Below are 22,310 nucleotides of genomic sequence, written 5' to 3' on the forward strand. Positions count from 1 at the left end.
ATCTGAATTTCAATGTTAAGGGCAGTTGTCTGAGTGCAGGTTGCGGTGCCACCAGACTATCTGCCCAGTATACCGTAACGGCATAATAATGTATGCGGGTGGTCAGTGAGTTTTGCTCCAGCTCGATATTTTGCGGGCACAGCGCGAAATTGCGCAAAAAATAGCAGTTATTTTGCATTTATTGCTTGTGGAACGCCCGGATTGACCCTAAAATACGCGTCCACAATTTTTGTATAACTACGTATGGTGCCAGACTTCGGGTTTGGAGAGCGATACGGCCTTAACTAGAGGTGTCCTATGAAAGAAGGTATTCATCCTAAGTACGAAACAATTTCAGCAACTTGTTCGTGCGGTAACAAATTCGAAACTCGTTCAACACTGTGTAAAGACATTCACCTGGACGTATGTTCTGCTTGTCACCCGTTCTACACTGGTAAGCAGAAGATCCTAGACACAGGTGGTCGTGTTGATCGCTTCAACAAGCGCTTTGGCGCGCTTAGCAGCAAGAAGTAAGTTTTACTTTTGCTGTAGAAAAAGCACCTTCGGGTGCTTTTTTCGTTTCTGCACACCTGTTTCTCAATTTAACTGTTTACCATCATTATGCCAAGTGGACGGATCAGTGCTATTTGGTTAGTAAAGTTTCCAGTTGCACGTCATTCAATTTTACCGGGAAAGTTACAACCGGGCTTGCTCGCGAGCGGTCTGTTACCACACAAATCACCATCCTCATCTGTGTGAATGGCCATATTCACTTGATTAATATGCATAGCTATATGCACTAAAATTCAACTTTTCACCGTTTTTTGGTCGTTAAATGTTGTGATTTTTAGCTTAAAATTCAACAAATGTCGTAAAGTGTATTTTACCTCGGGTTTTATTCATTTTATTTATACTCTGCATAAAAATGACGCTATTTTGAACTGAAAGTGACACTTATCAGATCATTTATTGTGAGATAAGTTTGCCGAAAAGTAGCAAAAAGGTCGCTAAATCTTGCTAACTGCCAACTATCTTTGCTTTAACAGGATCGACCTGATATCCCTTGAATTAATTTTTAAAAAAGGTATGGTTTAAAGCAGTTAGCGAATTTTTATCTCACTCTCACTTTCAACTTCTTCGTAGGAAAAAATCGCGTCATGTCAGACTTTCGTGAACAAGCGTTACATTATCATGCCCACCCCGTTCCAGGAAAAATCAGCGTTGAGTTGACCAAGCCTGCTGAAACCGTCAAAGACCTGGCCCTGGCATATAGCCCGGGTGTTGCCGAGCCGGTCCGTGAAATTGCTGCCGATCCCAGCAATGCTTACCGCTATACTGGTAAAGGCAATATGGTTGCGGTGATCAGTAACGGTACGGCTATTTTAGGGTTAGGGAATCTCGGTCCACTGGCGTCTAAACCTGTGATGGAAGGTAAGGCGTTGCTGTTCAAGCGATTTGCAGGCCTGGATTCGATTGATATCGAAGTGAAGCACCGCACCACCGAAGACTTTATCAACACGGTTGCCAATATCGCCGACACCTTTGGTGGTATTAATCTGGAAGACATCAAGGCGCCTGAGTGTTTTGAAATTGAGCGCGCGCTCATTGAGCGCTGTGATGTGCCGGTATTTCACGATGACCAGCATGGTACCGCAATCGTTACCGCTGCGGGTATGCTGAACGCGCTGGAGATCCAGGGCAAGAACATCCATGACGCCATTATTGTGTGCCTGGGTGCCGGTGCTGCCGCCATTGCGTGTATGGAACTGCTGATTAAATGTGGTGCACAGCGTGAACACATTTATATGCTGGACCGCAAAGGCGTGATCCACACGCGTCGTGACGACCTTAACGAATATAAGAAACTGTTTGCCAATAACACGGATAAACGCACCTTACAGGACGTGATCGAAGATGCGGATGTGTTCGTTGGTGTATCTGGTCCGGATCTGTTGTCGCCAGAAGATCTGAAACTGATGGCAGACAAGCCAGTGGTCTTTGCATGTTCGAACCCGGATCCGGAGATCAGCCCGGAAGTGGCACATGGTGCACGTGATGACTTGATCATGGCAACTGGCCGTTCGGACTATCCAAACCAGGTTAACAACGTATTATGTTTCCCGTTTATCTTCCGCGGTGCGCTGGATGTGCGTGCAACGGCAATCAACGATGAAATGAAGATTGCGGCGGTAGAGGCGATCCGCAGCATTGCCAAAGAGCCGGTGCCTGCTGAAGTGCTAAAAGCGGCAGAAGTAGACAGCCTGGAATTTGGTGAACACTATATTATTCCTAAGCCAATGGACCCGCGTTTGTTGCCGCGTATTGCCAAAGCGGTTGCAGTCGCTGCGGTTGAATCCGGTGTGGCACAAATCGATATGCCAGAAAACTACATGGCATAAGCCCATCAGAGCAATAAAAAAGCCTCACACTGTGAGGCTTTTTTATGTTTGCTACTGACGAAATTACTCTTCGTTGATCTCTGGAATTTCCAGACCCATCTCAGTCATTATCTGACGCACTTCTGCCGGGATTTTCTCCGGGTTGTCTTTACGCAGATCTTCGTCACCGGGCAGCGGCTGGCCGGTAAAGGCATGCAGGAATGCCTCGCACAGTAATTCACTGTTTGTCGCGTGGCGCAGGTTATTGACCTGGCGGCGGGTGCGCTCATCAGTTAGCACTTTAAGTACGTTGAGCGGGATAGACACAGTAATCTTTTTTACCTGTTCTGATTTCTTACCGTGTTCTGCATAAGGGTGAATGTATTCACCGTTCCATTTAGCCATAGTGATGTACTTGCCTCAGTGTTGTAGATGCAATGCGAATAAGACTGTGTACTGTGTATGGATCCAACCGTGACACGCAAGCCCTCTGTTGGCAATGTTGCACGTCATTTGCCATAGTTTAAGCTCAAATACTCAGTCTTATTAGCATAGAGTTCGCGTTGAGTGGCGAAATTTTATCGGTTTAAAAAAGATAGTCAAATACTAGTTATTTAGCCATTTAGCAGTATAAATGTTTTGACTTCTAACTTTTGTTCATCTAACCTTTTAGACGTCTAAACATCTAATTGAGTCAGGTGACCTATGAGCCAAAGCAACAAGTCAACCATAGCAGTACGCACAGGCATTGATGCGGATAAGCATCATGGTGCAGTGGTGCCGCCGCTGTATCTGTCGACCACCTATTCTTTTGCCGACTTTGATAAAAAACGTGATTACGATTACGGACGCAGCGGCAACCCGAATCGCGATATTCTTGCGCAAACGCTGGCGGAGCTTGAAGGTGGGGCTAAGGGCATCATTACGGCCACGGGGATGGCTGCGGTGCACCTGGTGACTCAGTTGCTGAATGCCGATGATACTTTGGTGATCCCACACGATTGTTACGGTGGCAGCTATCGTTTATTTACCTCGCTGGAAAAGCGCGGTTTGCTCAAGGTTAAAGTGCTCGACCTGACGCGCAGCGAAAGCTTGCAGGAGATCTTGGCCATCAAACCTAAGCTGGTTTGGATTGAAACACCCAGTAACCCCATTTTGCGATTAACCGATATCAAAGCAGTCACCGACGTTGCGGCGCAGTGCGGTGCACTGGTCGCCGCCGACAACACCTTTTTATCGCCTGCGCTGCAAAACCCCATCGCATTTGGCGTCGACATCGTGGTGCACTCAACGACTAAATATATCAATGGTCACTCGGATGTCGTTGGCGGCGCGGTGATCGCCAAAACCGAGGAGCTTGGTGATGAGCTGGCCTGGTGGGCGAATAATATCGGCATTACGGGGGCGCCGTTTGACAGTTACCTGACTTTACGTGGCTTACGTACGCTCAACGTGCGCCTGAAACAGCATCAGGAGAATGCGCTGGCGATTGCGCGCTACCTTGAACAATCTGAATTTGTCAGCCAGGTGTATTATCCCGGGCTGGAAAGTCATCCTCAGCACGCGCTGGCAAAACAACAGCAACAAGGCTTTGGTGGCATGGTGAGCTTTGACATTAAAGGGGAGCTGGCAGACGCCGCTAAGTTCCTGACCAGTGTAAAACAATTCTCGCTAGCCGAATCCCTAGGCGGGGTTGAGAGTCTGATCTGTCACCCGGCAACCATGACACATGCCGGTATGGATCCCGCAGCTCGTCTGGAAGCGGGCGTCGGTGACACGCTGATCCGAATTTCCGTGGGGATTGAAGAAATCGACGATCTATTAGCAGACTTAGAGCAGGCTTTTGCTGCGGTGAAAACTACGCAAGGCGGTTCTAGTGATAACGCGAAGGCCTTCAAGCTTTCGCCGGCACATACGGCATTGTGGTAGAAGAGATGACAAAAGCAGTACATAAATTCGGTGGTTCGAGCTTGAGCTCGGCGGCACGCTATCAGGCGGTTGCCAATATTATTATTGGTCACTGCCAGAGTGGCGACTGTATCGTAGTGTCGGCGGCAGGTAAAACCACCAATACCCTGGTTGCCTTGTGGCAAAGTTATCAGCAGCAGGACGAGCGGGCGTTCAGCGACATCCTGCTACAGGTTGAAAATCATCAGTTACAACTGATCAGTGAGTTGTTCCCGGCTGCGCAGCAAACGCCGCTGGCGGCAGAGTTACGCGAGGAGCTGAGCAGCATTGCTCGTCAGGCGCAGTTGCGCCAATTGCAAGAAGCGCCGCTACTGGCGTTTGGGGAGATCTGGTCGGCGCGTTTACTGGCAGCCTTACTGAATACCCTGAATATTACTGCACAAGATGTGGATGCCCGCACTTTGTTTACCCAGCATCAGGGGCAGCTGATGCATAGTCTGAATCGTAGTGCCTGTCATCAGGCGCTTGCTCAGGACAAAATTTACGTGGTCACTGGATTTATTGCCGCTGACAGTGAAGGCAATACGGTCACGCTGGGGCGTAACGGCAGTGACTATAGTGCCACCCTGCTGGCCAGCTATCTGGATGCGGCGTCCGTGTCTATCTGGACAGATACTCCAGGTGTGTTCAGCACCGATCCGCGTAAAGTGGGTAATGCCATCAAATACAGCAAGGTATGTCGTGCCCAGGCTAATTTACTGGCGCGCCTGGGTAACCCGGTTTTACATGCCAAGACTTTGTCGCCACTAAAAGAAACCGCGATTAAGCTGCAGGTACGCAGTAGCTTTGAACCTGATGTGCAGGGCACCGAAGTGGTTAAGCAAGGCTACAGCAAAGAAAAGCGTTTTGTGACTACTTTTGGCGAACTGGACTTGTTGCGCGTCGATACCCTGGTGTCGGGCGAAGTTGGGTCGCTGAGTCAACTCATTCAGCATGGTATTCATCACTTTAATCAAAACGGCGAAGACTACTTGCTGGTGCCCAGCGAATTTACCCACCAGGTGGTTCTACGCCTGAGCGGTCGGGTGACCATCGTTGAGTCCCACTTACGTGGCTTTGCTGTGGTTGCACCTTGCCCGGATATTGCGCCATTAGTGCGCCAGGCTCAGGCCGTGCTGGATGAGCAGGCTGTGGTGGTGCGCTTTACCCACAGTGCAACTGAATACGCGCTGTTCCTCACCGATCAGGCAATCGACAGTGATGTGCTGGCTATTTTGCATGATAAATTGGTGAATAAAGGCCGTGAACTGGCGGTGATTATCGCTGGTCTGGGCAACGTGGGTGAGGTATTCCTCAACCAGTGTCAGCAACAAATTGCGCGCTTACAAAGCCAGTTTGATCTCAAAGTCGTGGCGCTGCTGCGTTCGCAGGAGATGGTGTTTTGCCCAAGCGGCCTGAGCGTGTCGCAATGGCAACAGCAGTGGCAAAGTGAAGCGCAGAGTTACTCTCATGCTGAGCTACTGGATCGCATCAGTGAGCTGGATTACGAACATAAAGTGGTGATTGATATCACCGCCAGCGAAACATTTAGTCAGCTTTACCCGGATTTTGCCGCGCACGATTGTCATCTGATCAGTGCCAATAAGTATGCCGGTACTGCTGCGCATGACTGGTATCAGGCACTGCGCACTCAGTTGCAGGAGCGCAATTTGCTGTGGCGCTATAACACCAGCGTCGGAGCCGGGTTGCCGGTGAATTTTGCACTGGCGGATCTGCAAAACAGCGGCGACAGAGTGGTGCGCATTGAAGGGGTTTTCTCTGGCACTTTATCCTGGTTATGCAGCAGCTTTGATGGCGAGCGCCCTTTTTCTGAGCTGGTCCTGGCTGCACAAGACATGGGGTATACCGAACCGGACCCTCGTGAAGATCTGTCAGGCCGGGACATGCAGCGCAAACTCTTGATCCTGGCGCGTGAGCTGGGTTTACAGCTGGAACTGGATGATATTGAACTGGAGGCGCTGATGCCGGCGTCTCTGGCGCAAGGCAGCTGGGAGAGCTTCCTGGCTCGCAAAGATGAATTAGATGTGTTTTATCAGCAGCGTGCTGAGGCAGCGCAGGCACAAGGTAAAGTGTTAAGGTATACCGGTGCGCTGGAAATTGATGCTGCTGGCAAGGTGCACGCCAAAGTGGGCATTGCACAGGTCGCTCAGGGCAGCGCCATTGCTAACCTGACGCCGGGCGATAATATTTTCGTTATCACCACGGGATGGTACGAACAAAACCCGCTGGTGATCCAGGGGCCGGGTGCGGGTAAAGAAGTCACCGCTGCGGGGATCCACTCCGATTTGTACTGGTTAACCCAGCAGCTGAGATAATCACACCGTGATACAAAAAAGGCCGGTCATCATGACCGGCCTTTTGCGTGATGCTTATCAGAACAATTCTTCCGTATCTGGTAACTGCTCTTCAAAGGGGGTGCTTGAGCCGGTATCCAGCACGTATTTAGTAGGAGCAGTACCGCGTTCAAAGTATTCGAAGCGACTGGTGTGATCGTTACGTTCACTCAGTAATCCGGTTTTTAAATCGATGCGGACCGAGACCAGCCCAGGTGGCGGTTCAATGGGCGCCAGCGGCTCATCTTTTAACGCAGCGCGCATAAACTGCACCCAGCCTGGAAGTGCAGAGGTGGCGCCGGCTTCGGCACCCACGACTTGTTGCTTGCCGAGGTTGGCATTGTAGGCTGCACGGCCTAGAGATTTACCGGGATCGTCAAAGCCCACCCAGACCGTAGTCAGTACGTTGCGGTTAAACCCGGTGAACCAGGTATCGACGGAATTATTGGTGGTACCGGTTTTGCCTGCCAGATCCTTACGTTTCAGTGCCTGAGCACGCCAGCCTGTGCCACTCCAGCCGGTTTTGTGTTTCCAGCTGCCGCCACCCCAGACCACGCTTTTCATGGCATCGGCAATTAAAAATGCGTTTTGCTCCGAGATGATCCGTGGTGCACAGGTATACTGGTCGACTTCCCACTCTTCTTCCGTACATACGGTCAGCGGCTGAGCGGCGCCCAGCAGATTACCGTAACTGTCGGTGAGTTTTTCAATAAAATAGGTTTCGACCAGGTGGCCGCCATTGGCAAAGGCGCTCATACCGCGTGCCATCTCTAATGGCGTCAGTGAGGCACTACCGAGCGCCAGCGATTCACTGCGTACGATGTCTTCGTTGTTAAAGCCAAACTTGAGAATGTGATCGGCGGCGGCATTCAAGCCCATGCCCCGCAGCAGGCGCACTGACACAACGTTTTTCGATTGTGCCAGGGCGCGACGGATACGAATAGGGCCACTGTACACATCCGGGCTGTTCTTCGGACGCCAGGCAACACCCATACTTTTATCCCAATGGTTAATGGGCGCGTCATTAATGATGGTCGACAGTGTATAGCCGGATTCCAGCGCACCGGAATAAATAAATGGTTTGATGTTAGAGCCCACCTGGCGTTTAGCCTGAACAGCGCGATTGTACTGACTCTGCTGGAAGCTATAACCACCGACCAGGGCTTTGATACGGCCACTTTGAGGGTCCAGCGAGACCAGCGCACTGGCGGGCTGGGGCAGCTGGCTGAGCATCCAGCTCTGGTCTTGTTTACGTACCCAGATCTGCATACCTGGTGCCAGGATGTCGCTTGCCTGCTTGGGAGGCAAACCCTGGCGACGCTCAGTGATATAGGCGCGTGCCCAGTTTAATCCTGCCCAGGGCACAGTGATTGAAGCACCGTCTTTCAGTAGCACGGTCGCGCTTTGTTCTTCAAGCGCAGTGACCACGCCGGCACGTAACGGGTCGATTTCTCTCACCGGTTTGAGCCGCTCCAGGATCTGAGTCGCTGACCAGGGGGCTTCTTCTGCCTGCCAGTACTGCGCCTCTGGGCCGCGGAAGCCATGGCGCATATCATAGGCATGCAGATTGTCGATAAGTGCCTGCTGTGCCGCTGCCTGAATGTTGGATTCAACCGTAGTATAGACCTTAAAGCCTGAGTTATAGGCCTGATCCTCACCATAGGTTTTCACCATGTAAGCGCGCACCATTTCCGATATATAGGGCGCATAGAGTTCAATCTCAGCGCCATGGCGCTTAGCCGTGATCGGTGCCTGAGTTGCTTCGTTGTATTGCGCCTGGGAAATGTAGCCTTCGGTGAGCATCCTGCCCAATACAACATTCCGGCGCAACTTGGCGCGCTGCGGGTTGCGGATAGGATTTAGCGCAGAAGGGGCTTTGGGCAGACCTGCCAGCATGGCCATTTGTGCCAGGCTCAGCTCGTGCAGCTCTTTGCCATAATACACCTGTGCGGCGGCGCCAATGCCGAACGCGCGGTGGCCCAGCTCTATTTTGTTCAGATAAAGCTCCAGAATCTCATCTTTATTCAGTAGTCGCTCAATATGCAGTGCGATAAAGATTTCTTTCACCTTACGGATATAGGCTTTTTCCCGGGTCAGGAAGAAATTTCGTGCCAGCTGCATGGTAATGGTACTGGCGCCCTGTTTTTTCTCGCCAGTACTGACAAGGACAATAAATGAGCGGACTATACCTATCGGGTCGATGCCAAAATGGTCATAGAAGCGGTTGTCTTCGGTAGCCAGAAAGGCCTGGAGTAAAGGCTCGGGAATGTCATTAATTTTAACCGGAATACGGCGTTTTTCACCAAACTGGTTGATCAGTTTGCCGTCGCGGGTAAAGACCTGCATGGGGGTTTGCAGCTGTACATCTTTTAAAACCTTAACACTGGGAATGTCTGATTTGACATAGTAATAAAGGCCGAACAGGGTAAGCAGGCCCAGTGTCGTGCAAAGCAGTATAAGTTGTAGTAATCTTTTTAATAAATTCACGAATTTATCTCTAGCGAGACTCCCAATTACAATCGGACGCTGTTAGTATATCCTGATTAAAAAACGATTAATAATTTTTGCGTAAATTACTTTGTGCCTTATTGAGGTGCAAGGGAGTGTGGCCGAAAGTTGGCAAGTAGTATAACGCTTTTCGCCAAACTGTACCTAAATGACTAAACTCTTAATTAACACTGTACAGAATTCTGGATACTTGGGCTAATGGCATGTTGCGTCAATTCTTAAAAAAACAAGCTCCCATGATGGTCGGGGTAGACATAGGGTCACACTGTGTGAAGGCCGTGTTGCTGGCTGAATCGAGCGCGGGTTACCGAGTCGAGGCCGTGGCCATTGAACCTTTGCCTAAGGGCGCCATGAAAGAGCGTGCCATTCAAGACATAGAAGCGGTCGGTAAGGTCATCAGCAAAATACGCAAACGTCTTCCCAAAACTAGCCACTTTGCCGCTGTTGCGGTGTCCGGGCAAACGGTCATCACTAAAATGATTTTTATGGATGTATCGTTAAGCGACGCTGAATTGGAATCGCAAATTGCCATTGAGGCTGACAGCCTGATCCCGTATCCGCTTGACGAAGTGAGTCTGGATTTTGAAAAACTCACTGTTAATGAAGCCGACCCCTCCAAAGTCAATGTCTTGCTGTCAGCGGCCAGAACCGAAAGCGTACAGGCACGTGTCAGTGCGCTGGAAGAGGCCGGCTTAAAAGCAAAAGTCGTGGATGTGGAAAGCTACGCACTGGCGCGTTCGGTTGAGGTGCTGTATGGCCAGTTACCTTCGGATGCCTACGACAAAGTCGTGGGGATCATCGACATTGGCGCCGTGGTGACGCTGGTGAGTGTGGTGCAGTCAGGTAAAACCTTGTATACCCGTGATCAGGTGTTCGGGGGAGAGCAATACACCAATAGTATTGTTGCTTACTACAATAAAAGCTTCGATCAGGCTGAGCTGGCAAAAACCACCGGCGATCTGCCACCAAACTACACCTTTGAAGTACTCGCACCCTTTCAGACCTCCTTGCTGCAACAAGTGCGTCGTGCACTACAAATGTTTATGACCACCAGTGGCCAGGAGCAGGTCGATTACATCATTTTGACAGGTGGCACTGCGCAAGTCGAAGGGCTTGACCGTCTGCTGGTTGATGAGCTTGGCGTGCATGCTATTGTGGCTGATCCGTTTGCGAATATGGAAATAGCACCTAAAGTGGATCGGGGTGTGCTGACCAATCACAGGGCACAGTTTGCGATTGCAACCGGGTTGGCACTGAGGAGCTTTTCATCATGCCACATATAAATTTATTGCCCTGGCGTGAGCAGCAGCGGCAGGCCTCACAGCAAAAATTCCTGACTATACTGGGCGTTATTGTGGCCGCCAGTTTGGCGCTGATGTATGGCATAGGGGCGTTTTACGACACCCTGAAAGAAGGGCAGGAAATCAAGAACCGCTATCTTTCCAGCGAGATTAAAAAACTGGATAAGCGGATCGGCGAAATCCAGGGGCTTAACCAGCAAAAAGAAAACCTGCAACGGCGTATCCGGTTGATTGAAGAGCTACAAAGTAACCGGAATCTGGGCACACAGATCATTGATGAAGTGGCGCGGGTGGTGCCAGCAGGCGTCTATCTGACCAGCCTGGAACGGCAGCAAAATATGATCAAAGTCATCGGTCGCAGTGAATCCAATAACCGCTTATCACAGATGTTACGGGCAGTGGAGTCATCTTATTTACTGCGTGATCCTTTACTTCAGGGTATCGTTGCGGGTGAAAGAGAAGAGCGTTTGCTGAGCAACTTCACTATGAATTTTTACGTCAAAACATTTGCTCAGATGGAAAAGGAGCGCGCCGAGCTGGCTCAGACAACCGAGGCGGAGAATTAGGCCATGAAATTTGATCTGAAGTCGCTGCAGGAGATTGACTGGAACGAAATAGAGCTGGACAACATTGGTGAATGGCCGATGCCGGTCAAGGCCATTTGCTGCGCTGTGGTCGTCGTGATCATGCTGGTGATTGGCTATAGCATGCTGGTTTCGGCGTCGGTGGACAGTTTTGAGCGAGCGGTAAAGCAAGAGGAAGACCTGCGAACCAGTTACCGTATTAAGTATGGTCGGGCGAACAACTTGGAGTTATATCGCCAGCAGATGCAGGATATGGAAGCCCAGTTTTCTCAGCTATTAAGAAAGCTGCCGACGTCTAATGAAACGCCGGGATTGCTCGACGATCTCACTTATGTGGGCACCTCCAGTGGCCTGACGTTTTTAAAAATAGGCTGGATGCCGGAAGTTAAAAAAGAATTTTATACTGAGCTGCCGATCAACCTCGAAGTGGTCGGGACATATCATGAGTTTGGTGAGTTTGTTAGTAAAGTGGCACAGTTGCCGCGTATTGTGAGTTTGCATGACTTTCGTATTGAAGGTGCCGGTAATAACCAGCTGGTGTTCAGTGTGGTGGCAAAAACATATCGCTATGAGCAGGAGAGTGAATAATGAAACACTTGCTTGTTTTGCTCACGATATTGGTGCTGTCAGGGTGTAACGATAACACCGCAGAACAAAAAGAGTTTATTGATAGGGTTCAGGCCAATGCAACGCCAAGCATTGACCCTATGCCTGAAATGGCCCGCTTCGAGCATTTCCCTTACAGTGCTGGCAGACTGCGCAGTCCGTTTGTGGCACCACAGCCGGAAGTGATTGAAAGCCGTCTGGTGCAAGTTAAAAACTGCCTGCATCCGGATCCTAATCGACCTCGTGATCCGTTAGAAAAATATGCGCTGGATAACCTGACAATGAAAGGAACTATCACGCGTGGCGAGACCGTTTGGGCGCTTGTCCGCGCTGCGGATCAAGGCTTGTTCAGAATTAAGAAAAACGAATATATGGGTTTGTATCACGGTAAAGTGATAAGCGTACAGGCCGACCATCTGGAACTGATGGAGCTGATCCCGGATGGGACCGGGTGCTGGAAAGAGCGCCTGAGCAAAGTCGAAATGGTAGAAGCCGAGGACGTTGGTGCCAGTGAAGAATAAAAAAGGTGAAAATATGATTGCGCGCGACGGGATCAAGCACGTTGTGAAAACTCTGATGGGTGGCGTTTTAATGGGCACTGCGTTGTTCGCTCAGGCAATGCCGATGCTGTACGATGTCCGCTATAACCCGGTGCCCAATGGAGAAACTGAGTTACAGCTGGTATTTGACGAAAAGCTGGCGATTGAACCCAAAGTGCAAGTGCTCAATGAACCAGCCAGGATCGAGCTGTTTTTTCCGGATGCTGAATACGAAGAAAGCCTGGAACTGCTTAAAGTCAACAAAGCGGGCATTGAGCAGATCAAAAGCAGAATGGAAAGCGGGGGCTTTGTACTCAGTGTCGAAATGAAAGCGCTGAAGCTCTATCGTACTGAGGTCAAGAACAACCTGGTTTATGTCAAAGTGTCTGATCAGCCTATTGTGGTTACCAATGATGATACACAACCAGATACCCTTCACAGTGCCATGAATCGGATCCAGAATATTGATTTTCGACGCACAGATAAAGGCGCTGCGCAGATCCTGGCGTTTTTAGACTCCAGCCAGGCCGCAATTGATGTGCAGGAGCGTGGCGGACAGATCTATGCCGACTTCCATCATATCGCCATTCCGGATGAATTACTGTACGAGCTGGATGTGGTTGATTTTGGCACTGTGGTCAGCACGGTTGAAACTTTCCGGGAAGAAGGTAAGAGCCGGTTAGTTATCAAGCCCAATGGCGCGTTTAAATTCAACTATCAGCAGCTGGAGAATATTTTTACCTTGACCGTGGAAAAGGACGATCAGGAATTCTCCTATACCGAGAAGAAAAATTATCAGGGTCAGCCAATCACGTTAAATTTCCAGGATATTCCGATCCGCTCAGTGCTACAGATCATCGCCGATACCAACAACTTCAACCTGGTAACCAGTGACTCGGTCACCGGCAACATCACGTTGCGTTTGGATGGCGTGCCGTGGGATCAGGCGCTGGATGTGGTGTTACGGGTAAAAGGCCTGGATAAGCGTATGGAAGGGGCGATTTTAATGGTCGCACCGTCAGAGGAACTGGCCGCCCGAGAAGCGAAAGAGTTGCAGGCAAAGCGCCAGGTCGAAGAGTTGGAACCTTTGTACAGTGAGTATATTCAGCTTAATTACGCCAAAGCGGAAGAGTTTGCTGACTTGCTCAAAACCGATGAAAACTCCATCATAAGCCTGCGTGGCAGTGTTTCTGTCGATAAGCGCACCAACACCCTGTTGATTAAGGATACCTCGCGCAGTATCGAGAATGTCAGACGTATGGTCGAGACACTGGATGTGCCGGTAAAACAGGTTCGAATCGAGTCTCGCATGGTGACCGTGTCGGATAACATACAGGAAGATTTGGGGATCCGCTGGGGATTCAGCGATCAGCAAGGCACCGATGCGATTTCGGGCACTCTGGAGGCCACCAATAAGCTCTCCGGAGGCACTATCCCTGATTTGACCGAGCGCTTGAACGTGAATCTGCCGGTGCAAAACCCCGCAGGCAGCTTAGGTATGCACATTGCCAAATTGTCAGACGGGACTTTGATAGACTTGGAGCTGTCAGCGTTAGAGCAGGAGAATAAAGGCGAGATCATCGCAACGCCTAGTATCACTACAGCCAACCAGAAGACGGCACGCATTGAGCAAGGTACCGAGATCCCCTATGTGGAATCTGCCTCAAGTGGTGCATCAACCGTGCAGTTCAAAAAAGCGGTATTGAGTTTAGAGGTAACACCGCAAATTACCCCGGATAATAAAATTATTCTAGATTTGGTCATAACTCAGGACACGCGTGGTGATACAGTACAAACAGCCAATGGTCCTGCGGTGGCAATTAATACGCAAAGGATCCAGACCCAGGTATTGGTGGAGAATGGTCAAACCGTTGTGCTGGGCGGTATTTATCAGCAGGAAATGACCAATGCGGTGAGCAAGGTGCCGGTACTGGGCGATGTACCTTATTTAGGCGCCTTATTTAGGAACACGCGAGAAATCAATGAAAAGAGAGAGTTATTGATTTTTGTGACCCCTAAGATCATGCATGACTCACTCTAGACAGACTAAAATAATAATAATGGGCGTGAAAGTTGCCTTTTGACTTGAAATCACGCAGTGAATGCTGAGATAATCCCCTCCTTAATTTTGGGGCCAGGTCGTTAGGCGGGGTTTTATTTCAAATTTTAGAGTTCGTTTGTACTAAAAAGATATGGCTGAGAAACGTAATATATTTCTGGTAGGCCCAATGGGGGCTGGTAAGAGCACGATTGGTCGTCACATTGCGGACCAATTACATCTGGAGTTCTTCGATTCGGATCAAGAAATCGAGCGCCGCACTGGTGCTGATATCTCTTGGGTGTTCGATATTGAAGGGGAAGAAGGGTTTCGTCGTCGCGAAGAGACCGTGATTTCTGATCTTACCGAAAAGCAAGGCATCGTATTGGCTACTGGCGGCGGCTCGGTCATCAGTAAAGAGGTACGTAACAAACTATCTGCTCGTGGTATTGTGGTTTATCTTGAGACCCCAATTGAAAAGCAAGTAGCGCGTACACAACGCGATAAGCGTCGTCCTTTGCTACAAACAGAAGAAGATTCACGCGATGTACTAGTACGTCTGGCAAACGAACGTGAACCACTTTATAAAGAAGTGGCGGATCACGTTGTACGCACAGATGAGCAAAGCGCCAAAGTAGTGGCGAATCAAATTATTGAGAAGTTAGATTTCTAAACATGTAGGCTAGATAGGAGGTGACAGCACATGCTTGAATTAACAGTCGATTTAAACGAGCGTAGCTATCCTATCTATATTGGCCAAGATCTTCTCACAGATCAGGGGCGGTTATTGCAGCATATTGGCAATGCGCGCCCCGTCATCATCAGCAACGAGACCGTTGCACCTTTGTATCTGGATACTTTACTCACGCAGTTAGATGGCAAAGCGCCACTTCATTTTTGTATCCCAGATGGGGAGCAGTACAAATCACTGGAGTGGTTTGAGCGCATTAACGCCTTTTTGCTTGAGCACAACTGCGGTCGTGATACCTGTTTGATTGCACTAGGTGGCGGTGTGGTTGGCGACCTGACCGGGTTTGTTGCAGCGTGTTATCAGCGCGGTGTGCCTTTTATTCAAATTCCCACCACCTTGCTGTCGCAGGTCGATTCGTCGGTAGGTGGCAAAACGGCGGTCAATCACCCGCTGGGCAAGAATATGATCGGCGCTTTTTATCAGCCTCAAGCGGTGTTTATTGATACCAATACGCTGAAAAGCTTGCCTGCGCGAGAATTTGCCGCCGGGATGGCGGAAGTGATCAAATACGGTCTTATCTACGATAAAGATTTTCTGGATCTGCTCGAGCAGCAGGGGCCAGCATTGCAAAGCCTGGATACTGAGTTATTAATGCAGGTGATCCACCGCTGTTGCGCGATCAAAGCTGAAATCGTGGCACAAGATGAAAAAGAAGCTGGTCTGCGCGCTCTGTTAAACCTGGGGCATACCTTTGGCCACGCCATAGAAGCTCAGATGGGTTATGGTGTGTGGCTCCATGGCGAAGCTGTAGCTGTGGGCATGATGCTGGCGGCTCGTTTAGCGCAGCACCGAGGTGCACTGACGGACGCTGAAGTGACACGTATAGCGGCGTTGCTGGAGACCTACCAGTTACCAGTGGCTGCGCCTGCGTCTATGACGACAGAGCAGTTTATTACGCATATGCGCAAAGACAAGAAAAACAAACAAGGTAAGATCCGCTTTATCGTGCCAACCAGTCTGGGCAAGTGTCAGCTGGTGGACGACGTCACTGATGACACCTTAGGCCAGCTAATAGGGCACTGATGCAGTCGCAAATACTACCGAGTCGCGCCGCTCTGGTCGACCGGATTGCAATGCAGTTTGAGTATGGCCAAAACCTGATCTGCCTGGTCGGTAATTCCGGGTTAGGTAAAAGTTATCTGGCTGAGTCTTTCATCACCGACAAATATCCCGAGTTTAACAAGGCATTTGTTAAGCTGGGGGCACACACCAAAGACACTGAGTTAGTACAGCAGTTACTGGAAAACAGTTTCCGGGCACCTCTGGTTGATCATAAGTTATCGTTAACCGAGAACTTTTTTGTTCTATATAATGAGCAACCCTGTGGGCCATGCCTGTGGGTGATCGATGGTGCTCGTCACCTCAGTGATGAACTGATCCAGGAGCTCCAGCTACTGGCCAAAAAAGCCCCGGATACTTTGTATATTCTCGCCACAGCACAGGCGCCCAAGATACTGCCCGAGGCATTGGATATTCATCTGGAGCCCTTGTCCTTAGTAGAAAGTCGCCGTCTGATGGCGATGTTTTTTCAGGAACTCCCGCCCCAGGAAGACCCCATATTCAGTACTTTTTTGCATGAATCTGGTGGTAATCCCAGTATCTTGCTGGAGTGGCAGCAAAACCAGCATCAATTAACACTCAAATCTAAGCCGACTCTGAGCCGCAAACAACTGAACCTATTTCTCGGCGCTTTTGTAATTATCACCACGTTGTTTCTGGTGGCTGTGGTGTACCAAAAAGACCTCACCGATCTACTGCGGATGCAGCGGGATGTTGCCGCAACACAGGTTGAGGAGTTACCTGAGCCAACGGTGCTGACGACTCAGCAAGCACTATCGGATAACGACAGGCAGAGCGCAGAAGAGGCCGTGGCAGCGCAAAATAGTGATGACATTCAGGCCGTGCAGCAGCACGATGTGCAATCAATTCTGGGCGCATTAACTGTGGATCACCCGACGCAGGGAGATGACCAGACGAATGAACCAGCACAAGACAGCGGGCATGATGGCGCCACTGGAGAAAACTCGGAGCAGGTAACTGAGCAGGTAACTGAGCAGGTAACTGATCCGGTCACTGAGGCACCTACAGTGGTTGCACAGGCTTTAACCCAGGAAACTGCGGCAGAGAATCCTGAGGCATCAGGTACGCAGGAACAGATTGAAACGCCACAGGCAGCAGGCGTCTCTGAACAGTCGGGCGATTTATCCGATAATATCTGGTTTATGGCGCAGGACAGCAATGCCTGGACCATTCAATTGTTGGCCGTCACTGATCAGGCGGTGGCGCAGCGGTATGTAGCGCAACATAAGCTAGCGCAGATCCGCATTGCACAGGTTAAACGTAACAATAAAGACTGGTGGTTCGTCACTTTGGCGCCCTTTGCGACCTTAGATGACGCAAAACAGGCGCGAGCTAATTTACCGCAAGCCGTGCTTGCAGGGCAGCCGTTTTTTAAGCGTATCGTGCAAATTAAGCAACAAATCCAACAGTCACAAACACAAAAATAGTGTAGAATCGCGCTACTTTGGGGTAACTAGTCAGATCATGCAAAAAAAGACCAGAGCTTTTCTAAAATGGGCAGGTGGAAAATACGCCTTGGTGGAAGAAATTACCAAGCGCTTGCAAGCCGCAAATGAAGAGGCCGAAACTCTGGTGGAGCCCTTCGTTGGGGCTGGATCTGTCTTTCTCAACAGTCATTTTAAGCACTACATACTCAATGACATCAATGCTGATCTGATCAACCTTTACAAAGAACTGCAACGCACGCCCGATGAGTTTATCAGTGATGCCAGAAAGCTATTTGTAGATCTGAACAACCATCCGGACGCTTACTATGCGTATCGTCAGCAGTTTAATGAAAGTGTGGATGTATATGAGCGGGCCATTCTGTTCTTGTACATGAACCGCCACGGTTACAATGGGCTGTGTCGTTACAATCTCAAAGGGATTTTCAATGTGCCCTTTGGTAAATACAAACGTCCTTACTTTCCGGAAAACGAGCTGTACTTTTTTTCTGAGAAAGCACAGCAGGCGACTTTTACCTGCCTGAGCTACGAGCAGGTCTTTAAGCGTGTGCCGGATAAAGCCGTTGTGTATTGCGATCCACCTTATGTGCCGCTAAGCAAAACGGCGTCATTTACCGCCTATGCTAAAGGAGGCTTTAACCTGGACGATCAGGCACAGCTTGCCAACCTGGCAGAAAAGGCCGCCTTCGAGCAGCAAACGCCGGTACTTATCTCCAACCATGACACAGTTCTGACGCGTAAGATATACAGTCAGGCCCAATTGGATGTGATCCAGGTAAAAAGAACCATCAGTCCCAAAGGGTCGGGCCGCAATCGCGTCGACGAGCTGATGGCCCTGTATCACGACTAAGTCACAATACAACCGAGTTAACGAACCAGGCTAACGCGATAACCAGTGCGATGACAAAGCACACGGCCAGCAAGGCAAAAGGCCAAAAGTGTTTTTGGCTGAAATCGACACGATATTTGGCCTGGCTCTGCACACCAAACATGGCAGCGAGTACACTCTGAATAAGTATAAAGAATCGTTCTGTCACGGCGTCCTGGCTCCTGTGAACTAAGATACCGCTTAGTATAGTGCATCAATACCAACTTGTCGTAACGGCGTGCGAAAAACGCGTGACCACATTAAGTGCGTTGGTATCGATGATTAGAATTGTGAAAATTGGCTCGACGTTTGCTCGTCACCAGAACCTAACAATAGTTCCAGCAAATCAAGATAATGAAATTGCGCGTTGCTACTGCCACCTGTCAACCAGGCATACCAACTGGTGTGTGACTCTAGTTTGCACACATTTGCTTGTGCGTGCTGACTGGCCACAGTGGTAGAGCATTGACACATATCGTGTTTTGCAATTAAGGCATCGTCGCCATTGAATGACACCACGCCAGCAGATAAGACTACCGCAGCCGTAAGTAAAAGCGTCCGTGTTTTAAGCCGACCTAACATAACCATATCCCCAGTGAATAGTTATCTATAAATAGTACACTATGGATGTTTATTAAACAATCGCTTTGTCCTATAAAAGTCGCCACTGCTCGCAAAATTAGTCCCGCTAACAATCAGGTGTTTTTAGCGTTCAGATGGGTTACAGTAGCCGCTGACATTTTGTTTCAGGGGGTAGTATGTCGCAGAACAATAATAAATCCGAGTTCTTAATTGCACCGTCCATTTTGTCTGCCGATTTTGCAAGGCTGGGTGAAGACGTCGCCAACGTATTAGCTGCGGGTGCGGATGTTGTGCACTTTGATGTAATGGACAATCATTACGTGCCAAATCTGACTTTTGGCCCGATGATCTGTGAAGCGCTGCGCAACTATGGCATCACAGCCCCCATTGATGTGCACCTGATGATCAAACCGGTTGATAGTTTGATCCCTGAGTTTGCTAAAGCGGGTGCCGATATTATTACCTTCCACCCAGAAGCCAGTGAACATATTGATCGCAGCCTGGCACTGATTAAGGAGCAAGGGTGTGAGGCCGGATTGGTGCTCAACCCGGCAACGCCACTACACTACCTCGATTATGTAATGGATAAAGTGGATCAGATCCTGCTGATGTCCGTGAACCCGGGTTTTGGCGGACAAAGTTTTATTCCGCAGACACTCGATAAGCTGCGTCAGGTACGTGAGCGTATTGAGGCCAGTGGTCGTAAAATTCGCCTCGAAGTCGACGGCGGCATAAAAGTCGACAATATTGCAGAGGTGGCAGAGGCTGGCGCCGATATGTTTGTTGCCGGCTCAGCGATTTTTAATCAACCAGACTATCGGACAGTCATTGATGCGATGCGCTCAGAGCTCGCTAAGGTGGGCTAATGCGTTACCAGGGTATTCTATTTGACCTCGATGGCACCTTGGTCGACAGTGCACACGACTTGTATATGGCACTGAATTTAACGCTGACGGAAGTGGCTTTTCCGGTAGTCAGCCGCACACAGGTGCTTGAGTGGGTAGGTAATGGCATTGATGTATTGGTACAACGTGGTCTCAGTGGTAGCAATGAAATTAATGCAGAATTACCGCCGCGTTTGGTGGCAGAAGCACAGGAACGATTTGCCGGACATTATCGGGCATTGGTAGGTCAGTACTCTTTGCTCTACGCCAATGTCGAAACCGTGCTGGCTGCATTCAGCCATGTCCCCAAAGCTGTTGTAACCAATAAAAGCCGCGAGTTTACGCTGCAACTGCTCGATAACCTTAATCTGAGCACGCACTTTGATGTGGTAGTGTGTGGTGACGATGGCGCCAAAAAGCCTTCGGCTGAGCCACTGTTGTCTGCCTGCGAGCAACTTAATATTGCACCGCAAGACGCCATCATGGTGGGTGACTCAAAAAGTGATATTCTGGCCGCTCAGGCTGCAAAAATGCCTGTGATTGCACTTAAATATGGGTACAATCAAGGGCTGGACTTGGCTCAGTTTAATCCAGAGTACCTCTGTGAGGGCTTCTTGGATATAATCCCCATTTTAAATCGACCTTAAACTAAACAGGAGTAAAGGAACACAATGACTAAACCAGTAGTGTTAAGTGGCATTCAGCCAACCGGTGGTATGACAATAGGCAATTATGTGGGTGCCATTAACCAGTGGCTTAAGCTACAGGAAGATCATGATTGTTTCTTTATGCTGGTTGATTTGCATGCCATCACAGTACGTCAGGAGCCAAGTGCTCTGCGTGAGCGTGTTTTAGATGGTATCGCGCTGTATGCGGCTTGTGGTATTGACCCTGAAAAATCGGCGCTGTTTGTCCAGTCGCAGGTGCCAGAACATGCTCAGTTAGGCTGGGTATTGAATTGTTATGCGCAAATGGGTGAGCTGAACCGTATGACTCAGTTTAAGGATAAGTCAGCTAAGAACAGCAATAATGTCAATGTTGGCTTGTTCTCTTATCCGGTACTTCAGGCTGCCGATATTTTGCTTTATCAGGCCGATCAGGTCCCTGTGGGAGAAGATCAGAAGCAGCACCTTGAACTGACGCGTGATATCGCAACGCGCTTTAACAACTTATATGGTGACGTATTCAAAGTACCTGAGCCGTATATTCCTGAGCTGGGAGCGCGGGTAATGAGCTTACAGGATCCGTTAAAGAAAATGTCCAAATCGGACGACAACCCTAATGCGTATATTATGCTGCTGGATGAGCCGAAGAAGATTGAGAAAAAGCTTAAAAAAGCCGTGACGGATTCAGATGAACAGGCGCGCATTTACTTCGACCGGGAAGAAAAGCCTGGCGTTTCTAACCTGCTGACTCTGCTGTCAGTGGCAACCAAACGCGATGTGGCTGATCTGGTGCCTGAGTACGAAGACAAAATGTATGGTCACCTGAAAAAAGACACCGCCGATGCCGTTGTAGCGATGCTGGAGCCGATGCAAGCGCGCTTCAGAGAGATCCGCGAAGATCAAGCATTGCTGGATCAGATCATGCGTAATGGTGCAGAAAAAGCAGGGGCTCGCGCAGAGCAAACGCTAAAAGCCGCTTATGAAGCGGTGGGCTTCATCCCGCGTCCATAACCAGACTGCTTACAAACACAAAAAAGCCAGCAACTCTGCTGGCTTTTTGCTGTATATGGATCACATGCTGCGGCCACACCAGACTATCCGGCCTGCAATACCATGCTGCTGCGCATTGTCGGCATGGATCTGCCAGGCCGGGTACTCAGGGTTATCACTCACAACGCTAATATGATCCCGGTGCTGTTGTAAGCGTTTCGCCATCAGACCATCTTCGGTTTGCAGCACAAATACGCCACGTTTATTCGCGTCACGCTGGCTCAAATCTACCAGCACCATATCGCCGTGCTGTAAAGTTGGCAGCATACTGTCACCACGAATAGTCACAAACGCCAGTTGTTCACTGTGCACGCCCAGCTGAGTGCTAAGCCAGCGCTTATTCAGGGCAAACTGCTCTGTGATATCTTCACTGCCATTGATGCTACCAAAACCGGCACTGGCTTCGACATCCAGCTTAGGCACCATTAGCATGTCCCCAGAGCCGCTCACAGCGGATTGTTCGACGGGCTGTTCGCCGGTCAGCAACCAGTTTAAATCGATATTGAATAAACTATACAAATGCTCCAGATAAGCCACCGAGGGACGGCTCAGGCCCCGGCAAATACGATAAATATGTGACGGAGACTTACCCGTGAGTAGCGCAAACTGGCGTTTGTTGCCGGCGCTAAACTGGTCGATCAAGGTAGTAAATCGGCGTGAAAATGCTGTGCTCATGACACCCCATACAGGTTACAACGAAGAAAGAGGCTCAGGGTACTTGCCTCTTGCGTGACTGTACAGCACAGGGAGC

General features: G+C 49.6%; 21 protein-coding genes. 16 read left to right on the forward strand and 5 right to left on the reverse strand.

The genetic code is table 11. The annotated features are described in order from the left end of the window. Positions 1-297 precede the first annotated feature (297 nt). Both rpmE and C3B51_RS06270 read left to right on the forward strand, forming a co-directional pair. Entirely contained in the window at positions 298-513 is a 216-nt protein-coding gene (gene rpmE / locus C3B51_RS06265) for a 50S ribosomal protein L31 (RefSeq protein ID WP_082078901.1), read from the forward strand. Positions 514-1,136: 623 nt separating this feature from the next. Next, on the forward strand, positions 1,137-2,378 hold the full coding sequence (locus C3B51_RS06270; protein ID WP_046004923.1) for a malic enzyme-like NAD(P)-binding protein: 1,242 nt from the start codon (positions 1,137-1,139) through the stop codon (positions 2,376-2,378). 63 nt (positions 2,379-2,441) lie between these two features. Here C3B51_RS06270 and metJ read toward each other — a convergent pair whose 3' ends face one another. Continuing rightward, the gene (gene metJ, locus C3B51_RS06275) at positions 2,442-2,762 is read right to left on the reverse strand and encodes a met regulon transcriptional regulator MetJ (protein WP_010386199.1); all 321 of its coding nucleotides are present in this window, start codon (positions 2,760-2,762) and stop codon (positions 2,442-2,444) included. Positions 2,763-3,062: 300 nt separating this feature from the next. On the opposite strand from metJ, the gene metB reads away from it, so the two are divergent. Beyond that, a complete protein-coding gene (gene metB, locus C3B51_RS06280; protein ID WP_054016972.1) occupies positions 3,063-4,286 on the forward strand; it encodes a cystathionine gamma-synthase in 1,224 nt (407 codons plus the stop codon). Positions 4,287-4,291: 5 nt separating this feature from the next. Beyond that, on the forward strand, positions 4,292-6,640 hold the full coding sequence (gene metL, locus C3B51_RS06285) for a bifunctional aspartate kinase/homoserine dehydrogenase II (protein WP_130244514.1): 2,349 nt from the start codon (positions 4,292-4,294) through the stop codon (positions 6,638-6,640). A gap of 57 nt (positions 6,641-6,697) precedes the next feature. Here metL and C3B51_RS06290 read toward each other — a convergent pair whose 3' ends face one another. Further along, positions 6,698-9,145 (reverse strand): penicillin-binding protein 1A, encoded by a 2,448-nt coding sequence (locus C3B51_RS06290; RefSeq protein ID WP_130244515.1) that lies wholly within the window; start codon positions 9,143-9,145, stop codon positions 6,698-6,700. Between the two features lie 224 nt (positions 9,146-9,369). Between C3B51_RS06290 and C3B51_RS06295 the strand changes: the two genes are divergently transcribed. The 9 genes from C3B51_RS06295 to C3B51_RS06335 all read left to right on the forward strand — a co-directional run bounded on the left by C3B51_RS06295 (position 9,370) and on the right by C3B51_RS06335 (position 18,360). Next, positions 9,370-10,449 (forward strand): pilus assembly protein PilM, encoded by a 1,080-nt coding sequence (locus tag C3B51_RS06295; RefSeq protein WP_046004927.1) that lies wholly within the window; start codon positions 9,370-9,372, stop codon positions 10,447-10,449. Beyond that, the gene (locus C3B51_RS06300) at positions 10,437-11,033 is read left to right on the forward strand and encodes a PilN domain-containing protein (protein WP_125720250.1); all 597 of its coding nucleotides are present in this window, start codon (positions 10,437-10,439) and stop codon (positions 11,031-11,033) included. The genes C3B51_RS06295 and C3B51_RS06300 overlap by 13 nt, the downstream gene beginning before the upstream one ends. A 3-nt stretch (positions 11,034-11,036) precedes the next feature. Continuing rightward, positions 11,037-11,639, forward strand: coding sequence for a type 4a pilus biogenesis protein PilO (locus C3B51_RS06305; RefSeq protein ID WP_046004929.1), 603 nt, complete (start codon positions 11,037-11,039; stop codon positions 11,637-11,639). Next, positions 11,639-12,178 (forward strand): pilus assembly protein PilP, encoded by a 540-nt coding sequence (locus C3B51_RS06310; protein ID WP_206074736.1) that lies wholly within the window; start codon positions 11,639-11,641, stop codon positions 12,176-12,178. The genes C3B51_RS06305 and C3B51_RS06310 overlap by 1 nt, the downstream gene beginning before the upstream one ends. After that, complete coding sequence (gene pilQ / locus C3B51_RS06315) at positions 12,159-14,237, forward strand: type IV pilus secretin PilQ (RefSeq protein ID WP_430929771.1); 2,079 nt, start codon at positions 12,159-12,161, stop codon at positions 14,235-14,237. The genes C3B51_RS06310 and pilQ overlap by 20 nt, the downstream gene beginning before the upstream one ends. A 151-nt stretch (positions 14,238-14,388) precedes the next feature. Then, positions 14,389-14,907 carry a shikimate kinase AroK gene (gene aroK / locus C3B51_RS06320; protein WP_046004932.1) on the forward strand — a complete coding sequence of 173 codons (519 nt, stop codon included), beginning with the start codon at positions 14,389-14,391 and terminating at the stop codon, positions 14,905-14,907. Positions 14,908-14,937: 30 nt separating this feature from the next. Next, positions 14,938-16,008, forward strand: coding sequence for a 3-dehydroquinate synthase (gene aroB, locus C3B51_RS06325; protein WP_130244516.1), 1,071 nt, complete (start codon positions 14,938-14,940; stop codon positions 16,006-16,008). After that, positions 16,008-17,492: an SPOR domain-containing protein gene (locus tag C3B51_RS06330; protein ID WP_130244517.1), complete on the forward strand. Its 1,485-nt coding sequence runs from the start codon at positions 16,008-16,010 to the stop codon at positions 17,490-17,492. Before aroB ends, C3B51_RS06330 begins: the two co-directional genes overlap by 1 nt. A gap of 37 nt (positions 17,493-17,529) precedes the next feature. Further along, positions 17,530-18,360 carry a Dam family site-specific DNA-(adenine-N6)-methyltransferase gene (locus tag C3B51_RS06335; protein ID WP_125720240.1) on the forward strand — a complete coding sequence of 277 codons (831 nt, stop codon included), beginning with the start codon at positions 17,530-17,532 and terminating at the stop codon, positions 18,358-18,360. Between the two features lies 1 nt (position 18,361). Here C3B51_RS06335 and C3B51_RS06340 read toward each other — a convergent pair whose 3' ends face one another. Together C3B51_RS06340 and C3B51_RS06345 are read right to left on the reverse strand one after the other, a co-directional pair. After that, positions 18,362-18,547: a DUF2970 domain-containing protein gene (locus tag C3B51_RS06340; RefSeq protein WP_125720238.1), complete on the reverse strand. Its 186-nt coding sequence runs from the start codon at positions 18,545-18,547 to the stop codon at positions 18,362-18,364. Positions 18,548-18,660: 113 nt separating this feature from the next. Beyond that, positions 18,661-18,960 carry a hypothetical protein gene (locus C3B51_RS06345; protein ID WP_125720236.1) on the reverse strand — a complete coding sequence of 100 codons (300 nt, stop codon included), beginning with the start codon at positions 18,958-18,960 and terminating at the stop codon, positions 18,661-18,663. Positions 18,961-19,136: 176 nt separating this feature from the next. Here C3B51_RS06345 and rpe point away from each other — a divergent pair, with 176 nt between their 5' ends. The 3 genes from rpe to trpS are packed head-to-tail and all read left to right on the forward strand — an operon-like array spanning position 19,137 to position 21,520. Further along, the gene (rpe, locus tag C3B51_RS06350; RefSeq protein WP_125720234.1) at positions 19,137-19,826 is read left to right on the forward strand and encodes a ribulose-phosphate 3-epimerase; all 690 of its coding nucleotides are present in this window, start codon (positions 19,137-19,139) and stop codon (positions 19,824-19,826) included. Further along, positions 19,826-20,491, forward strand: coding sequence for an HAD family hydrolase (locus tag C3B51_RS06355; RefSeq protein ID WP_130244518.1), 666 nt, complete (start codon positions 19,826-19,828; stop codon positions 20,489-20,491). The genes rpe and C3B51_RS06355 overlap by 1 nt, the downstream gene beginning before the upstream one ends. 24 nt (positions 20,492-20,515) lie before the next feature. Beyond that, the gene (gene trpS / locus C3B51_RS06360; protein ID WP_125782431.1) at positions 20,516-21,520 is read left to right on the forward strand and encodes a tryptophan--tRNA ligase; all 1,005 of its coding nucleotides are present in this window, start codon (positions 20,516-20,518) and stop codon (positions 21,518-21,520) included. A gap of 60 nt (positions 21,521-21,580) precedes the next feature. Here trpS and C3B51_RS06365 read toward each other — a convergent pair whose 3' ends face one another. After that, on the reverse strand, positions 21,581-22,234 hold the full coding sequence (locus C3B51_RS06365) for an XRE family transcriptional regulator (RefSeq protein ID WP_130244519.1): 654 nt from the start codon (positions 22,232-22,234) through the stop codon (positions 21,581-21,583). Positions 22,235-22,310: the final 76 nt, after the last annotated feature.

It is taken from the genome of Pseudoalteromonas rubra, from assembly GCF_004212645.1.
Lineage (GTDB): Bacteria > Pseudomonadota > Gammaproteobacteria > Enterobacterales > Alteromonadaceae > Pseudoalteromonas > Pseudoalteromonas rubra_G.

Coding starts and splice junctions, on each gene's coding strand:
- metL (WP_130244514.1), top strand. CDS start 4,292: ATGACAAAAGCAGTACATAAATTCGGTGGTTCGAGCTTGAGCTCGGCG.
- C3B51_RS06300 (WP_125720250.1), top strand. CDS start 10,437: ATGCCACATATAAATTTATTGCCCTGGCGTGAGCAGCAGCGGCAGGCC.
- C3B51_RS06295 (WP_046004927.1), top strand. CDS start 9,370: ATGTTGCGTCAATTCTTAAAAAAACAAGCTCCCATGATGGTCGGGGTA.
- C3B51_RS06335 (WP_125720240.1), top strand. CDS start 17,530: ATGCAAAAAAAGACCAGAGCTTTTCTAAAATGGGCAGGTGGAAAATAC.
- aroK (WP_046004932.1), top strand. CDS start 14,389: ATGGCTGAGAAACGTAATATATTTCTGGTAGGCCCAATGGGGGCTGGT.
- aroB (WP_130244516.1), top strand. CDS start 14,938: ATGCTTGAATTAACAGTCGATTTAAACGAGCGTAGCTATCCTATCTAT.
- C3B51_RS06345 (WP_125720236.1), bottom strand. CDS start 18,960: ATGTTAGGTCGGCTTAAAACACGGACGCTTTTACTTACGGCTGCGGTA.
- C3B51_RS06310 (WP_206074736.1), top strand. CDS start 11,639: ATGAAACACTTGCTTGTTTTGCTCACGATATTGGTGCTGTCAGGGTGT.
- rpe (WP_125720234.1), top strand. CDS start 19,137: ATGTCGCAGAACAATAATAAATCCGAGTTCTTAATTGCACCGTCCATT.
- trpS (WP_125782431.1), top strand. CDS start 20,516: ATGACTAAACCAGTAGTGTTAAGTGGCATTCAGCCAACCGGTGGTATG.
- C3B51_RS06355 (WP_130244518.1), top strand. CDS start 19,826: ATGCGTTACCAGGGTATTCTATTTGACCTCGATGGCACCTTGGTCGAC.
- C3B51_RS06365 (WP_130244519.1), bottom strand. CDS start 22,234: ATGAGCACAGCATTTTCACGCCGATTTACTACCTTGATCGACCAGTTT.
- metJ (WP_010386199.1), bottom strand. CDS start 2,762: ATGGCTAAATGGAACGGTGAATACATTCACCCTTATGCAGAACACGGT.
- C3B51_RS06305 (WP_046004929.1), top strand. CDS start 11,037: ATGAAATTTGATCTGAAGTCGCTGCAGGAGATTGACTGGAACGAAATA.
- C3B51_RS06270 (WP_046004923.1), top strand. CDS start 1,137: ATGTCAGACTTTCGTGAACAAGCGTTACATTATCATGCCCACCCCGTT.
- C3B51_RS06330 (WP_130244517.1), top strand. CDS start 16,008: ATGCAGTCGCAAATACTACCGAGTCGCGCCGCTCTGGTCGACCGGATT.
- metB (WP_054016972.1), top strand. CDS start 3,063: ATGAGCCAAAGCAACAAGTCAACCATAGCAGTACGCACAGGCATTGAT.
- rpmE (WP_082078901.1), top strand. CDS start 298: ATGAAAGAAGGTATTCATCCTAAGTACGAAACAATTTCAGCAACTTGT.